The sequence below is a fragment of the Niabella ginsenosidivorans genome (assembly GCF_001654455.1).
GTDB classification, from domain to species: domain Bacteria; phylum Bacteroidota; class Bacteroidia; order Chitinophagales; family Chitinophagaceae; genus Niabella; species Niabella ginsenosidivorans.
The window spans coordinates 2,917,529-2,933,194 of the sequence record NZ_CP015772.1 but is presented as its reverse complement, the minus strand read 5'-3'; the positions used below and the strand labels follow the sequence as shown (position 1 = coordinate 2,933,194).

The following is a 15,666-nucleotide window of genomic DNA, read 5'->3' as shown; positions in this document are numbered from 1 at the left end:
TACCAACTGATTTGATATGTGTAAGCTTTTTTGTTCTTCTGTTTTACTATTGCTGCTTTTTATAGTTTCCGGTACTGCGCGTGCCCAGGTTCCCGGCCAGACGGGTACCATAAAAGGTATCGTTACTTCGCTTTCGGACAACAGTAATCTGCGGGGGGTAACCGTTACGGCTTCAAGTCCTGCGGGGAAAATAGTGGCGCGGACCCTTTCAGACTCAACAGGGCGTTTTGAGTTGAGCCGTCTGATGGCCGACTCTGTATATATGGTAGATCTGGAGCATGTAGGCTTTAAAAAGTTCAGCAAAAATATACTGGTGAAAAGCGGGCATGAAAATTCGCTTTTTGTGCAGCTGGTGCCTGCCCAGGATTCCATGCCGGAAGTGGTGGTTATTGGTTATGGACAGGTGAAGGGGAAAGATCTTACAGGGTCGGTAACCAATGTGAACACAGATGTGCTGCAGAATACTTCGGTAATGTCGGCAGACCTGGCATTGCAGGGCAGGGTTGCGGGTATGGATATACTGGCTTCTTCCGGGGAGCCGGGCGCAGAAGCTTCCATCCGCATACGCGGAACACGTTCGGTGACTGCTACCAATGAACCGTTGATTGTGGTAGACGGCGTGTATGACGCCATTAGCAGCCTTACAGACATCAACATGGCAGATATTGCGTCTATCAGTGTGCTTAAAGATGCATCTGCCGCCGCCATCTACGGGTCCCGGGGCAGCAATGGGGTGATCATTATTACCACCAAAAAAGGGCTGAAGGGCAGGCCGAATATTACGCTGAAAACAGATATGGGCATTTCCCAGTTGCCCCGGCAACTGGATCTGATGAATGCTTCTGAGTTTGCACAATACCGGAATGATTACGCCTATTTTGCCACGTCTGACAACTATGGCCAGATCGGTCCCACTACGCCGCAGTCCGAATACCCTTATCCCGACCCGCTTTCAATGGGCGCCGGTACTAACTGGGTAAAGGAAATTACACGTAATGGAAGCTATGGAAATTACCTGCTGACTTTAAGCGGAGGCAGCGGCAAAGCCAACTATTATGCTTCTTTCAACTATAATAATACACAGGGGATTATTCAGAAAAGTGGTGCACAACGCTACACCGGGCGTTTGAACCTGGATTACCAGCTGTTTAAATGGATGAAAGTAGGGTATGGGTACAACTATACCAACCGGAACGACCGCAAGAATGTGGTTACGATCGGTGGCACCAACTGGTGGAATGCTGCCGTATTCCTGAACCCGCTTTTAAAGGTCAATAGCGATTTTAATGATTTATGGTATTCCGGTCAGAAATTCAATTCTCCAAGGGCGATGCTGGATTTTGATGTTCAGAACTGGGAAAAACGGAATATGGCCACACATTCGCTGAACCTGGATATTACACCTGCCCGGAACTTTAAGTGGAATACCCAGTTTACCTATTATCAGTATGCGCTTCATGCGTTCCGGTATGAACCCGGCAGCCTGCCCGCAAAAGCGGAAAATGAAGGAGGCACTGCTTACCGGGGAGAAAACACCAGTCAGAACCTGATGCTGCAGTCAACGCTTACTTATAATAAAGACTGGAGGGGAAAGCATCATATGGATGCGATGGCCGGCTTTACAGGGCAAAAAACGAAAGCGGATTACTTTTCCCTGCAGGGCAAAGGATATCTTTCTGATGATATTACCTGGAACAATATGGGAGCCATTCCTGATAAGGAAAATTTAACGCCTGCCTCCAGCAGTGCCCTTACCCAATCGATGTCTTATTTTTCAAGGCTCAACTATAATTATAAAAGCCGCTACTATGCTACTGTTACAGCAAGGCAGGATGGCGCCTCCAACTTTGCAGCGAACAAAAAATGGGCCTTTTTCCCGTCTGCAGCATTGAAATGGCGGATAAGCAGTGAAAAATTCATGAAAAATGTGTCATGGATCGATGAGCTTTCTATGCGGTTAAGTGCAGGCAGAGCTGGTAATAGCGGCATTAGTGCTTACCGGTCCCTTTCTGCCTTAACGTCTACCACCACAGGGTATTTATTTGACGGTTCACAACCGGTGGCTTTTTATCCGTTGCGCCTGGCCAATAATAATCTTTCCTGGGAAAAGACCGATATGTATAACCTTGCAACAGATATTGCCTTGTTCAATAAAAGGGTGTCCATTACACTGGAAGGGTATCTGTCGTATACCAGTGACCTGCTGCTGGATGTGCAAACGCCCACACAAACCGGCTACACCACGCAGCTCTCCAATGTGGGCAAGACCAATAACCGGGGGTTTGAGCTTACGGTATCTTCAACCAATATCAATAAACCTTCTTTCCTGTGGTCTTCAGTATTGACCCTTTCTCACAACCGGCAGCGGGTAGATGATATTGGCAATTACAGTTATGTAAATGTATACGGGGCATACGGAAATAACAGCTACATGATGTATGGCTACAAAGTGGGTTACCCGCTGAATGCGCTTTGGGGATTTAAATATGCAGGAACCTGGAAGTCGACTGATGAAATCAACCGCAATAAGGTTACCAATGCCTACATTTCTGCATCTAATGCGCAATATGCCCCCGGATCTGCCCGGTATATAGATGTGAACCATGACGGCATTTTTAACGAACAGGACCTGGTATACCTGGGGAATGCGGACCCGGATATTTATGGGGGGATCCAGAATGATTTCCGCATCCGGAGCTTTTTTGTCAGCACCTTCTTTAGTTATTCATTGGGTGGCAAAATTTATAATGTTGCTGAACAATGGCTGGGAAACGGATCGCCTTTTACCAATCAATACCGTTATATGCTGGATGCCTGGCATCCTGTCCGTAATCCTTCATCCGATATTCCGAGGGCGGGCAGCAATGATGGCATTGCCTCAGACAGGATGGTGCATGATGCCAGCTTTTTCCGGTTAAAAAATATTGCGATCGGCTATACCTGGAATACAGCAAAGCTGACCCGGAACGCGGTGCGCGATGTACAGCTGGTGCTGAGCGGGGATAATCTTATTGTATGGAAATATTATAATGGCTTTGACCCGGACGTATCCTCCAGCGGCAGTTCCTCCACGCTGCGGCGGGTGCCTAATAATATTTTGTGTTTTGCAATATTTAATTAACTTTAAATTACGTACGATCGTTGTTTATTAATGTTTAATTTTATTTATTTTATTTTCATTGTTTGGTAACAATTAATTTAAATAAGTCTTTTTCCTTTGTAGCGATTTAGAGTGTGCATCAGTATAATACAATTTTAAAAGGTTTGCTGTGGCATAAGCTGAAATTGAAAGGGCGCCAACCCGGGCAGAATAGGGGAATGACAGATATATACAGCATGAACGTAATACAGGCTTATGCTTAACTGGCTAAAAAACAGCCGGATCCCGGATACAAAAAAATGAATGGTTCAGATGCATCTTTTATTGTATAAGAATATAGAACTCCTTAATGATGGTTGCTTTCTGGTGTTTATTACAATTGATTTAAAACACTAATCCTGTACTCATGTATTCAAACAGTACACTTATAGAATTATTAAAAGAGGGTGATGAAACTGCGTTCAGAGAAATCTATGATCGCTATTACGATCCTGTTCTGAAAAATATTTCAAAGTGGGAGGCTGACCTGAACAGCCGGGAAGACATTTTACAGGAAGTTTTTATGGAACTTTGGAATAAAAAAGAACATATTTCCCCAAACGTAAATATTGGAGGATGGCTGTTTACAACCAGTTATCATATGACCATGTCCCATTTGAGGAAAACGCTGAAAATGCCTATCAGATCCATTGAAAATTATAGTATTGAACAATTGCACCGGATGCCGGATGAAGAAGACATCCTGTTAAAAGAAGCGCTGTATGTTTCAAAATTGGGCAGGCTTAAATCAGCTATAGAATTACTATCGGAGCAAAAAAAGAAAGCATTTATCTTATATAAGGTAAAAGGCTTGCCATATGTTGAAATAGCCCGGCAAATGGGCATATCTGAATTTTCTGTAAGGCAGTACGTTAAAATGGCCATGAATCATCTCAGAAAGCTGGTAAAAATTTCTGATAAGGAGCTTTCTATCCTTTGTATCATTGTTTTTTGCTTATCGCGTTAGGGTTCTTAACAATTTATTAACTTTTTTACCCGTACCCTTTTTGGCGTTTATACCGCTTTAAGGGTATATGCTAAGTAAAGAGGAAATTGAACGGCTTCAGAATATTGTTCGGGATAAAAGTCTTTCGATAGAAGAAAGAAGAAACGCCTTTCTTCAGCTACAGGAGGAAGAAGCAATACTGCTGGAATCGGCATGGAAGGACTTTTATGAAGAGTACAGTGCGTCGTTTAACCGTTCCCAAACTAACCCTGAAAAGCATCGTATTTATAAAAAGATCACTCAAAAGCTGAATATAGGGCCTTACAATAAGCCGGCCTCAACAGGTGCCGGACGACCACGGCCCCTACGATTATTAAGATTTATTGCAGGTGCTGCCGCGCTATTAGTCATTGCTGCAGGTCTTTATTATTTATTTCAAAGTTCCGGTAGTGCCGGGGCAGGAAAGGATTTGTTAGCCGGTAAAGAGCAACACCCGTTAAGAAGCAGTAGCACGGAGTTTGATACGATCGTTAATACCAGTAAGCATTTTCAGGCATTTTTACTGCCGGACAGTTCACTGGCAGAGCTTGCACCGCAAAGCGTTGTTTACTATAAAAAAGGTTTTGCGGCTGATGGAAGGATCGTTTTTCTGCAGGGAGCTGGAAAGTTCTCCGTACATAAAAAAGCTGCAAAACCATTCTCTGTTTATGTTGATGGAATGGAAGTGCGCGACCTGGGAACCGTTTTCTATGTACAGTCAGCTGAAAAGAAATTAAAAGTGCGCCTTATTAAGGGAAAAATACTGGTCCGCTCTTTAAAAGCATCCGTAAGCATACCGGAGATTGTGCTTAGTCCGGGGCAGGAAATTAATGTGAATACGGCTACCGGGGCTTATGCTGTTCAGAATAAAGTGGTGCCCCGCAGGAAAAAACAAAATGAGGAGCATCCGGACTTAAATCAAATGTTACTGACAAGAGAGCTGTCTTTTAACAGCGCTCCCATTGGTGAGGTTGTAAAAGAGCTTGGAAAGGAATTTGGGGTAACCATTATGATAAAGCAGGTACCTGCCAAAGACCTGTTATTTACCGGGCAGTTCCTGGAATACATGAGCCTTGCGAAGATCCTGGATGTCATCGCCCGTTCTTATAACCTTAAAGTGTATTATTCCGGTTCAACCGTTGTACTCAAAAAATAACTAAAAAAATTACCAGGAATTTGGAATGACTCAATGCCTGTACCAACTGATTTGATATGTGTAAGCTTTTTTGTTCTTCTGTTTTACTATTGCTGCTTTTTATAGTTTCCGGTACTGCGCGTGCCCAGGTTCCCGGCCAGACGGGTACCATAAAAGGTATCGTTACTTCGCTTTCGGACAACAGTAATCTGCGGGGGGTAACCGTTACGGCTTCAAGTCCTGCGGGGAAAATAGTGGCGCGGACCCTTTCAGACTCAACAGGGCGTTTTGAGTTGAGCCGTCTGATGGCCGACTCTGTATATATGGTAGATCTGGAGCATGTAGGCTTTAAAAAGTTCAGCAAAAATATACTGGTGAAAAGCGGGCATGAAAATTCGCTTTTTGTGCAGCTGGTGCCTGCCCAGGATTCCATGCCGGAAGTGGTGGTTATTGGTTATGGACAGGTGAAGGGGAAAGATCTTACAGGGTCGGTAACCAATGTGAACACAGATGTGCTGCAGAATACTTCGGTAATGTCGGCAGACCTGGCATTGCAGGGCAGGGTTGCGGGTATGGATATACTGGCTTCTTCCGGGGAGCCGGGCGCAGAAGCTTCCATCCGCATACGCGGAACACGTTCGGTGACTGCTACCAATGAACCGTTGATTGTGGTAGACGGCGTGTATGACGCCATTAGCAGCCTTACAGACATCAACATGGCAGATATTGCGTCTATCAGTGTGCTTAAAGATGCATCTGCCGCCGCCATCTACGGGTCCCGGGGCAGCAATGGGGTGATCATTATTACCACCAAAAAAGGGCTGAAGGGCAGGCCGAATATTACGCTGAAAACAGATATGGGCATTTCCCAGTTGCCCCGGCAACTGGATCTGATGAATGCTTCTGAGTTTGCACAATACCGGAATGATTACGCCTATTTTGCCACGTCTGACAACTATGGCCAGATCGGTCCCACTACGCCGCAGTCCGAATACCCTTATCCCGACCCGCTTTCAATGGGCGCCGGTACTAACTGGGTAAAGGAAATTACACGTAATGGAAGCTATGGAAATTACCTGCTGACTTTAAGCGGAGGCAGCGGCAAAGCCAACTATTATGCTTCTTTCAACTATAATAATACACAGGGGATTATTCAGAAAAGTGGTGCACAACGCTACACCGGGCGTTTGAACCTGGATTACCAGCTGTTTAAATGGATGAAAGTAGGGTATGGGTACAACTATACCAACCGGAACGACCGCAAGAATGTGGTTACGATCGGTGGCACCAACTGGTGGAATGCTGCCGTATTCCTGAACCCGCTTTTAAAGGTCAATAGCGATTTTAATGATTTATGGTATTCCGGTCAGAAATTCAATTCTCCAAGGGCGATGCTGGATTTTGATGTTCAGAACTGGGAAAAACGGAATATGGCCACACATTCGCTGAACCTGGATATTACACCTGCCCGGAACTTTAAGTGGAATACCCAGTTTACCTATTATCAGTATGCGCTTCATGCGTTCCGGTATGAACCCGGCAGCCTGCCCGCAAAAGCGGAAAATGAAGGAGGCACTGCTTACCGGGGAGAAAACACCAGTCAGAACCTGATGCTGCAGTCAACGCTTACTTATAATAAAGACTGGAGGGGAAAGCATCATATGGATGCGATGGCCGGCTTTACAGGGCGAAAAACGAAAGCGGATTACTTTTCCCTGCAGGGCAAAGGATATCTTTCTGATGATATTACCTGGAACAATATGGGAGCCATTCCTGATAAGGAAAATTTAACGCCTGCCTCCAGCAGTGCCCTTACCCAATCGATGTCTTATTTTTCAAGGCTCAACTATAATTATAAAAGCCGCTACTATGCTACTGTTACAGCAAGGCAGGATGGCGCCTCCAACTTTGCAGCGAACAAAAAATGGGCCTTTTTCCCGTCTGCAGCATTGAAATGGCGGATAAGCAGTGAAAAATTCATGAAAAATGTGTCATGGATCGATGAGCTTTCTATGCGGTTAAGTGCAGGCAGAGCTGGTAATAGCGGCATTAGTGCTTACCGGTCCCTTTCTGCCTTAACGTCTACCACCACAGGGTATTTATTTGACGGTTCACAACCGGTGGCTTTTTATCCGTTGCGCCTGGCCAATAATAATCTTTCCTGGGAAAAGACCGATATGTATAACCTTGCAACAGATATTGCCTTGTTCAATAAAAGGGTGTCCATTACACTGGAAGGGTATCTGTCGTATACCAGTGACCTGCTGCTGGATGTGCAAACGCCCACACAAACCGGCTACACCACGCAGCTCTCCAATGTGGGCAAGACCAATAACCGGGGGTTTGAGCTTACGGTATCTTCAACCAATATCAATAAACCTTCTTTCCTGTGGTCTTCAGTATTGACCCTTTCTCACAACCGGCAGCGGGTAGATGATATTGGCAATTACAGTTATGTAAATGTATACGGGGCATACGGAAATAACAGCTACATGATGTATGGCTACAAAGTGGGTTACCCGCTGAATGCGCTTTGGGGATTTAAATATGCAGGAACCTGGAAGTCGACTGATGAAATCAACCGCAATAAGGTTACCAATGCCTACATTTCTGCATCTAATGCGCAATATGCCCCCGGATCTGCCCGGTATATAGATGTGAACCATGACGGCATTTTTAACGAACAGGACCTGGTATACCTGGGGAATGCGGACCCGGATATTTATGGGGGGATCCAGAATGATTTCCGCATCCGGAGCTTTTTTGTCAGCACCTTCTTTAGTTATTCATTGGGTGGCAAAATTTATAATGTTGCTGAACAATGGCTGGGAAACGGATCGCCTTTTACCAATCAATACCGTTATATGCTGGATGCCTGGCATCCTGTCCGTAATCCTTCATCCGATATTCCGAGGGCGGGCAGCAATGATGGCATTGCCTCAGACAGGATGGTGCATGATGCCAGCTTTTTCCGGTTAAAAAATATTGCGATCGGCTATACCTGGAATACAGCAAAGCTGACCCGGAACGCGGTGCGCGATGTACAGCTGGTGCTGAGCGGGGATAATCTTATTGTATGGAAATATTATAATGGCTTTGACCCGGACGTATCCTCCAGCGGCAGTTCCTCCACGCTGCGGCGGGTGGATATAGGTGCCTACCCCAAGCCCAGGACCTATACGTTCAGCATTCAGGCCCGGTTTTAAAAATAATCAGCATCAAAGAATAAAAATGATGAAACGTTCCTATAAAAATTTTCATTTTTTTCATATCGGGAATGAAAACTCTTATTCATGATAAGTCCCATTCGGCTAAAAACGATAAAAATTAACGGATGAAACAACTATTGATTATTGCAGGTTTTTTATATTGTTTGTCGGGTTGTACCTTAAAGGAAGATATTACTTCCTTTGTAAACACCAGTAATTATTATACTACAGAAGCGCAATGTATTTCCGGTTTAAACTCCTGCTACATCCCGCTAAAGTCTATCTATAATTACACTTACCTTATTGTAACGGAAGGTGTGACCGATTTGATGAATATCCATTCCGGCACCCTGGATGCGCAGCTGGATCTGTCGCCGGCGCAGCCCCGTTACGGAGCTACCATGTGGACGCAGGGTTACAAAGGCGTGATGTATGCCAATTCCATTATAGCCGCCATCCAGCGCGCGCCGTTAAGTGATTCAATAAAAAATAATCTTACCGGCGAGGGCGTTATTTTAAGGGCTTATTACTATTGGTTCCTTACCTGCAATTTTGGAGATGTTCCTTTTTATACGGAAGATGTGTCAGACGCGGAAACCTTAGACCGCGTGGGCAGGCTGGGACGCATGCCTGCCACGGCTACAAGAGATTCACTGATTAGGGAGCTCCTGATCTATGTGCCAAAAATGCCGCAGATCCGCACCAGCGATAATCCCGGTAACCGCCTGGGCGCAGCAATGGGCTGGATGCTGATTGGCAAGTTAGCACAATGGAATAAGGAATGGGACATCGCCCGTGATGCGATGGAGCACCTGGAAGCTATTTATGGCGATCTTTCCGGCTATCCTTTATCTGATCTGCCTTTTAAAAACAAGAATATACCGGAGTCCATTTTTGAAGTGCAGTTTACCTACTCCGAATCCGGTTTAAAAGTTACTACCAGTTCCGCCTGTATTTGTATGCCCATGAGGGGCAGCGGGGCTGTTTATGATGGCGTAAGTATACCGGAATTAGGCGCATCCGCCACTACCTATACAGCGTTAAGACCTAATGTATACTACGTGCAATCCATTATGCGGAAGGATGGTAATGACTTAAGAAAACCGCTCAATCTGGCGTGGGATTATAACGGCACGCCGTTTAAAAGTGTGGCAACCGTGCCCTGGACGGGGCCAAAGTTCTGGAGTTATGGAATGATCAATTCCGCTGATGGAAATAACCAGCGGGTGTTCCGCTATGCAGACGCGTTGTTAATGCAGGCAGAAAATTACTGGGGGCTGAAGAATGCATCTGAATCCATCCGGTACCTGAATATGGTAAAGACCCGGGCCGGCCTTATCCCTTATACATTTAAGAACTGGGATGCACTGCTGGATGAAATACAAAAAGAGCGGGCAAGAGAGCTGTTGGGAGAATATCAGCGTAAATATGACCTGGTGCGCTGGGGGATCTGGTACCAGGCCACTTATGATTATACAGACTATTCGGCCGTTAAGACCAATATGCTTCCCTGTCATGAATATTATCCTATTCCGGATGTGGAAGTAGCCAAGTCGGGCCATGCTTTGGATAATAACGCTTATGATGCATATGCCCGGTAAACGGGCCGACTGTCAATAGTCACAACAAAAAATAGTAAAGAATGAGGAAATTTTTAAATCCGATGGAACGCTTCAATAAAACAGTATTAATAATCGCTCCCACCCTTTTATTGACAGTGGTGGTCTTATTCGGCTCCTGCTACAAAAAGTATGAAGGGCTGTCCCTCTCATTGGCGGTGAATAATACCACGCTGGATCTGGATACTGCGGCGGGCAGCACGCATATTATGGTATATGCTACCGGAAAGTGGAACCTGGCTTTTAAAACAGCAACCAGTTGGGCCACGCTTAATAAAACAGAGGGAGAGGGTAACAGTGATTTTGTGCTGAGCTACCAGGCCAATTATGACACGGCCCGCTCCGCTACCATTGTTATATCCCGCGATACATTGGTAAGGGAAATTGTGATTAATCAAAAAGGGCATTAGCAGTTTATAAAATCAGTTGGTATGAACTTCAGGAATAATAAACCGGTAACCGCTTTTGTTACAGCGCTGTTTTGTTTATTGCTGTTTGCTGCCTTGTCCTGTAAAAGGGATAACGGAGATCTGGTGCGTTTTTCAGAGCTGGGCGCTGTTTCAAAGGAATATACGGTTCCCCAGGAGGCCGGGCAGGTGGCTATACAGGTATACACGAATGATAAGGTGCAATTGTCGCTGGCAAATGATTCTTCTGCATGGATCCATCTGGATAGTGTTGGAACTATTACCGGCGATTCTACTTTTACTGTGCGTTATGATGCTAATCCGGGTTTACCCCGCATGGGAAAAATAGTGTTATATGCACAGGCAGCGCAACGGTATGATACAGTGCTGATCAGGCAAAAAGGAGCTTTGGACCCTGTGCTTCAGTTTGTGAATACCAATGCCTCGGTGCTGGGTAAAACGGATAACACCGTTGAAACCGTATTAAAGACCAATATACCGCTGAACCAGCTAAAGCGGGAAGTAATTTACCTGGATTCTGCGCAGGGTTGGGTTGCGGATGATCTGAAATTAACAAAGGATTCCCTTTTGTCTTTCACGGTTAAAGCCAATCCGTCACAAACCCAGCTGAGAAGCGCCCAGTTGAAATTGTCTTATACAGATGGCTGGCAGGTAGAACATGTAGCCACCCTGTACCTGTTGCAATCCAATGCCCAGAACCTTTTTGGCACGAAGGCTTCCTTTACCGATGTGAGGGCATGGGCCGGCGGCAGGATCGTTTCTGACATTTTTATTGAAGGTATTGTAGTAAGCGATAAATCCAGCCAGAATATGGGCGATATCCGGCAAACAACACCAACGGTGATCGATTATTCCTCCAATAATACTACGGTTTATATAGAAAGCCCTGATGGGAATTATGGGTTTAAAATGCTTACGGCCACGGCCAGTGACAATATTTTTACCCGCTACAGCCGGGTACAGATATTGTTAAAGGGAACTTCGGTAGAGCTGGAGCAAAACCCCAACCGGTATACCATTACAGGCGTTACGTCCAGCATGGTGATGAGCCAGGTAGCAGGATCTGATGCCGATCTGCCAAAAAAGGAAAAAACGATGGCGGCGCTTACAGATGATGATATTTATACCTATACCACTTTAACCGATTGTGAATTGCCCATACGCAAAGGGCCGCTAACTCCGGTGAACGAAGGCTATACGATTTTGTATAATGCCAACAGAACTACCAAATACCCTTTGCTGATGCGGGACCGCAACGGAGCCAGCATGTTCCTGCTTACCAATATGACCTGCCCTTACAGAAGAGATGGCTCCATGCTGCCTTATGGTTCGGGTAAGATCTCCGGTATTGTGGTGCATGAACTTTTTCCCAGGTTTGAGTATGAAGATGCGCCTGATGAAAGTGATTATGGCAATATCGGGCGGTATCAGCTGCGGCATGTAAGCAAGTCTGATCTTCAACTGGCTGTTGATTTCTCAAACAGTTTTTCCGGTTTGCTGGTGGAATATCAATATCCCAAAATTACTGACGGAGTGGCTTATCCTACCAATGGCTCCAATGGGTCTTTAAGATCTTCTGCCGGTTCTGCAATAACATTAACGGGCGATTGGTCCTACCTGGGTTTATGTGGGGCTGCCAACCTGGGCAATACCAATCCTCTGGGGAATGGGGTACTGCTGCCGGACGGCACCAGGCAAAATACGGCAGGTACTACCAATTCAGATGGTAAGGGTGCAGCCTCCAATGCTGCGCTGAACACGGCCTGCGTATGGTGGAATAATGAAAAAAACAGGGGAGAAGCCTGGATCCTGCAGCTTTCTACGGCAGGCATCAGCACGGACCGGTTGTCTTTGCAGTTTACGGCATTGAACAGGCCCGGATCAGGAGCCGGTACTCCCCGTTTCTGGAGGGTAGATTGGTCCGATACGGGAGATATGGATGGGGAGTGGCATACCGTTGCTTACTACACCGTACCGGATGTGGCCTATTATTCCAATACGCTTTATCATCAACTGGCGGCCTATAAAAATATAAATATACCGCTGCCGCTTTCTCTTTTGGGTAAGCCTAATGTTTATATACGGCTGATCGTTGATAAGAATTTATGCAGTACCGGTAATACCTATGCTACGGCTCCTATTACCCAATCCATAGGAAGCTCTATCGGGTACCTGGCCGTCCGGTATAATAAGTAGCAGGTGACTGCGGTAAAGAAAAAAATATTTGGTAATGAATATTTCAGCGTTTACCTGGCCTATAAAATTATAAATCTATGTGTCCGTCCGGAAGGGTAGGCTTTGATTTTAAAAACTTAAATAAAGTCCGGTTTATTAAAAAACAATATGATGAAAAATTTATTTTTTTATGCAGCATTGCTGGCTGCAATCGTAACCAACGGGCAAACTGCAGACAGGTTCCCAATGAGGCTGAAAGTAGCTACCTATAATGTAGGGCATTTTAACCAGGGAGCGCCCGGTGGTTACCCGGGCGGGCAGAATCCGAAGGCCGAGCTATTCCGGTGGCGTAAGTGGATAGGAGAGCAAAGTCTGGACATTTTCAGCATGAATGAGTGGAACAGCAATTTTGATAAAGACAGTACCCTAAACGCTACGGATGCTTTATTAAAACCGTATTATAACAATATCTATTTTGGAGACCGGCATAAATGGATCTATAACGGCATTGCCACTAACTATAGTTTAACCAATATAAGAATGAACTATTCCTGGGGAGATTATTATGCATTGATCGGCGATCTTAAAATAGGCAATAAGATCATCACCATCATATCTACTCATATTCCCTGGCAGAAAGATGCTCATCCTTCCGCATTAGCCGGTTTAATCAAAGAGCTAAGGAAATATGAGTATTTTATTTGCTTTGGCGATATGAATGCCGCCAATACAGAGCAGCAAAAATTCCAGGAAGCAGGTTTTAATATTGCCAATGGCGGCAATATGGGCTGGTTTTGTACGGCTCCCACTTCCAGAACATTAGGTAAAACAGATATAAATATTGATAACATCATCACCAGTAAGAACATCAAAATAATGCACGTTACAGCTCCTTTTACTGGGTTGAATGATGATGATCATTTGCCGCTTATTGCCGACCTGGTCATTACATGGTAATTTTAAATTGCAGGTCATGCTCAGGATGCCGTGGCTTCAAATTGATAATAGGCAAAATGAAACAGAAGGACAGCGCATATCATAAATAAAATGCAGATAAAAGGAATGCCAGAGCACAGCATTATAAAATAGCCGGCAAAGAACAACAGCAGGAGTATTCTTACGAAGTGCTTTAATGCCATTTGCCTGATAAAACTGATGGCAATTAATAAAAGGAGGGTTGTTACCGCATAACCGCCAAAAGCAACAGCGTCATGAACACCCAAATGAGCGGGGGTAATGAAACCAAGTGTAATTATTTCCGGTAAAAGCAACAGTAACGTAAAGCAGGCATATTGTATTAACCGTTTTATGCGTGGCACCGGAAGGCTGCGGTAAAAAGCCAGGTACCGGTATTCAAACATCCTTAGCCGGTTTACAAATACACCATTGGCAAGAATGCCAAAGCTAAAGAACAGAAAAGTGATGCGTGTATCGTCTGTCGTAAGCGTATTATTAACGGCCATAAAATACAAAAAGCTGCAGGTAAATAATTTAATGCCCAGCCATACCAGTTTCTGCAATTTAAATACTGAGCGGAGCAGGATATTCGGATAAAACACAGATAAAGAATGATTACGGTTCAGGCGGAAAGTGCTTCCCGTTGTTTTGTGCCCGGGATTATTGAGTAACCGTATATGCAGGTACGGGCAAAAAAGGCAGGCCGTTATCATAAAGATAACGATAAGGATCACAGATGGCCAGGTACCCAGATAAATACCTTCTGCTATAACCAGCAGTACATAAATGGTCATGGGTAAAAACAATATAACATTGGTGACAAAGAACAGCCGGTATTGCTGTTGCTTTGGAAGGATCCTGAAAATGAAAAGGAACTGGTAAGCCGGCTGCCGCATACAATCGATAATGAACAGGGCACATTTTCTTACATAAAAGATCCACAACAACAGGATGCCAGCTAAAAATAGTTTTATGTGCAATATTCCCTTTATTAAAGTGTAATGGTATTTAAAAAGTCCTGCGCCATCAACCGTTCCAACAATGAAAAAGAACATGGTAAAAACAAATACAAAGGTGCCGGCGTTTTCCCTGTAAAAAGGCCGGATAAAGGACTTGTAAAGTATTTTTGAAACAGGACTCACGGGAGCAGGGTTTGGTTTTGAATAGACAGTGTTGTACAGGTATCCAGGAACTTGCGGGGGTCCTGGTGGGAGCTCAGTATAAATGTGGTGCCGTTTTCTTTATGCCTGGCGGAGATATAAGCGCCCAATATTTTGCAGGCGTCTGCATCCAGGGTAATAAAGGGCTCATCCAGTAAGATCAGCCGGGTGCCTCCTATAAATGACAGTGTCAGGGATAATTTCTTTAACATGCCTGCCGAATAGGTGGCCGTTTTATTGCCGGCATAAGAATTGATCGGGAAAAGGCGGGTGAGCCCGTTCACTTCAGCGTCTGATGCATTTCTGATCTGCTGGTATAAACGGAGCAGTTCTTTACCCGTTAAAAAGTCCGGATACAGGGGCTCTGCCTCCGCCCAGCTGATCAGCTTCCGGTAACTGAGCGGATGTTGTTTTTGAGAAACACCCTCAACTGAAACCGAGCCCTCAAAGGGTATCAGTCCTGCAAGTATTTTTAAAAGGGTGGTCTTGCCGGAACCGTTTGCACCTTTTATCCAGTAAACACCCTTATTGAATTGAAACGAAGGAATATTCAATATTAATTGCTGACCGTATTTTTTTACAAGGTTTGAAATTGCGATCATGCAGTATTGTTGATGCCCTGTAAATTATAAAATTTTCGCTGTTCGGTTTTGTTAATGTTTGGGATAGCCTGGGTGCATAACATTTTTTTGAAGACCGCATATCTCCCGCTGGCGGGAGTATCCGCCAACTGGCGAAAGGGTGGAAAGTCCTCCCCCCGGCCTGCGGCTACCCCCTCCTTGAGGGGGACATCTATTCCTCACGTTATTTTGTTATCCGGTTTAAATGTAAAAATGTTATGCAACCGATAGTCTTGTTT

10 protein-coding genes are annotated in these 15,666 nt (G+C 44.9%); 8 read left to right on the top strand and 2 right to left on the bottom strand.

Features of this window, described 5'->3' with window-relative positions:
- The first annotated feature begins 16 nt into the window (after positions 1-16).
- From A8C56_RS12175 to A8C56_RS12140, 8 genes are all read left to right on the top strand, one after another.
- A complete protein-coding gene (locus tag A8C56_RS12175) occupies positions 17-3,121 on the top strand; it encodes a SusC/RagA family TonB-linked outer membrane protein (RefSeq protein WP_067756323.1) in 3,105 nt (1,034 codons plus the stop codon).
- 385 nt (positions 3,122-3,506) lie between these two features.
- Positions 3,507-4,106: an RNA polymerase sigma factor gene (locus A8C56_RS12170; protein ID WP_067756320.1), complete on the top strand. Its 600-nt coding sequence runs from the start codon at positions 3,507-3,509 to the stop codon at positions 4,104-4,106.
- A gap of 67 nt (positions 4,107-4,173) precedes the next feature.
- Positions 4,174-5,280: a FecR family protein gene (locus tag A8C56_RS12165; protein ID WP_067756317.1), complete on the top strand. Its 1,107-nt coding sequence runs from the start codon at positions 4,174-4,176 to the stop codon at positions 5,278-5,280.
- A 56-nt stretch (positions 5,281-5,336) separates the two neighbouring features.
- Positions 5,337-8,465 (top strand): SusC/RagA family TonB-linked outer membrane protein, encoded by a 3,129-nt coding sequence (locus A8C56_RS12160; protein ID WP_067756314.1) that lies wholly within the window; start codon positions 5,337-5,339, stop codon positions 8,463-8,465.
- A 128-nt stretch (positions 8,466-8,593) separates the two neighbouring features.
- The gene (locus A8C56_RS12155; protein ID WP_067756312.1) at positions 8,594-10,069 is read left to right on the top strand and encodes a RagB/SusD family nutrient uptake outer membrane protein; all 1,476 of its coding nucleotides are present in this window, start codon (positions 8,594-8,596) and stop codon (positions 10,067-10,069) included.
- A 41-nt stretch (positions 10,070-10,110) separates the two neighbouring features.
- Entirely contained in the window at positions 10,111-10,497 is a 387-nt protein-coding gene (locus A8C56_RS12150; protein WP_067756309.1) for a BACON domain-containing protein, read from the top strand.
- A 21-nt stretch (positions 10,498-10,518) separates the two neighbouring features.
- Positions 10,519-12,711 (top strand): BACON domain-containing protein, encoded by a 2,193-nt coding sequence (locus tag A8C56_RS12145; RefSeq protein ID WP_067756306.1) that lies wholly within the window; start codon positions 10,519-10,521, stop codon positions 12,709-12,711.
- Positions 12,712-12,858: 147 nt separating this feature from the next.
- Positions 12,859-13,647, top strand: coding sequence for an endonuclease/exonuclease/phosphatase family protein (locus tag A8C56_RS12140; protein ID WP_067756304.1), 789 nt, complete (start codon positions 12,859-12,861; stop codon positions 13,645-13,647).
- A 20-nt stretch (positions 13,648-13,667) separates the two neighbouring features.
- On the opposite strand, the gene A8C56_RS12135 is transcribed toward A8C56_RS12140, so the two are convergent.
- Both A8C56_RS12135 and A8C56_RS12130 read right to left on the bottom strand, forming a co-directional pair.
- Positions 13,668-14,789 carry a hypothetical protein gene (locus A8C56_RS12135; RefSeq protein ID WP_067756302.1) on the bottom strand — a complete coding sequence of 374 codons (1,122 nt, stop codon included), beginning with the start codon at positions 14,787-14,789 and terminating at the stop codon, positions 13,668-13,670.
- A complete protein-coding gene (locus tag A8C56_RS12130) occupies positions 14,786-15,409 on the bottom strand; it encodes an ABC transporter ATP-binding protein (RefSeq protein WP_067756300.1) in 624 nt (207 codons plus the stop codon). The genes A8C56_RS12135 and A8C56_RS12130 overlap by 4 nt, the downstream gene beginning before the upstream one ends.
- Positions 15,410-15,666: the final 257 nt, after the last annotated feature.

Coding starts and splice junctions, on each gene's coding strand:
- A8C56_RS12175 (WP_067756323.1), top strand. CDS start 17: ATGTGTAAGCTTTTTTGTTCTTCTGTTTTACTATTGCTGCTTTTTATA.
- A8C56_RS12170 (WP_067756320.1), top strand. CDS start 3,507: ATGTATTCAAACAGTACACTTATAGAATTATTAAAAGAGGGTGATGAA.
- A8C56_RS12165 (WP_067756317.1), top strand. CDS start 4,174: ATGCTAAGTAAAGAGGAAATTGAACGGCTTCAGAATATTGTTCGGGAT.
- A8C56_RS12160 (WP_067756314.1), top strand. CDS start 5,337: ATGTGTAAGCTTTTTTGTTCTTCTGTTTTACTATTGCTGCTTTTTATA.
- A8C56_RS12155 (WP_067756312.1), top strand. CDS start 8,594: ATGAAACAACTATTGATTATTGCAGGTTTTTTATATTGTTTGTCGGGT.
- A8C56_RS12150 (WP_067756309.1), top strand. CDS start 10,111: ATGAGGAAATTTTTAAATCCGATGGAACGCTTCAATAAAACAGTATTA.
- A8C56_RS12145 (WP_067756306.1), top strand. CDS start 10,519: ATGAACTTCAGGAATAATAAACCGGTAACCGCTTTTGTTACAGCGCTG.
- A8C56_RS12140 (WP_067756304.1), top strand. CDS start 12,859: ATGATGAAAAATTTATTTTTTTATGCAGCATTGCTGGCTGCAATCGTA.
- A8C56_RS12130 (WP_067756300.1), bottom strand. CDS start 15,409: ATGATCGCAATTTCAAACCTTGTAAAAAAATACGGTCAGCAATTAATA.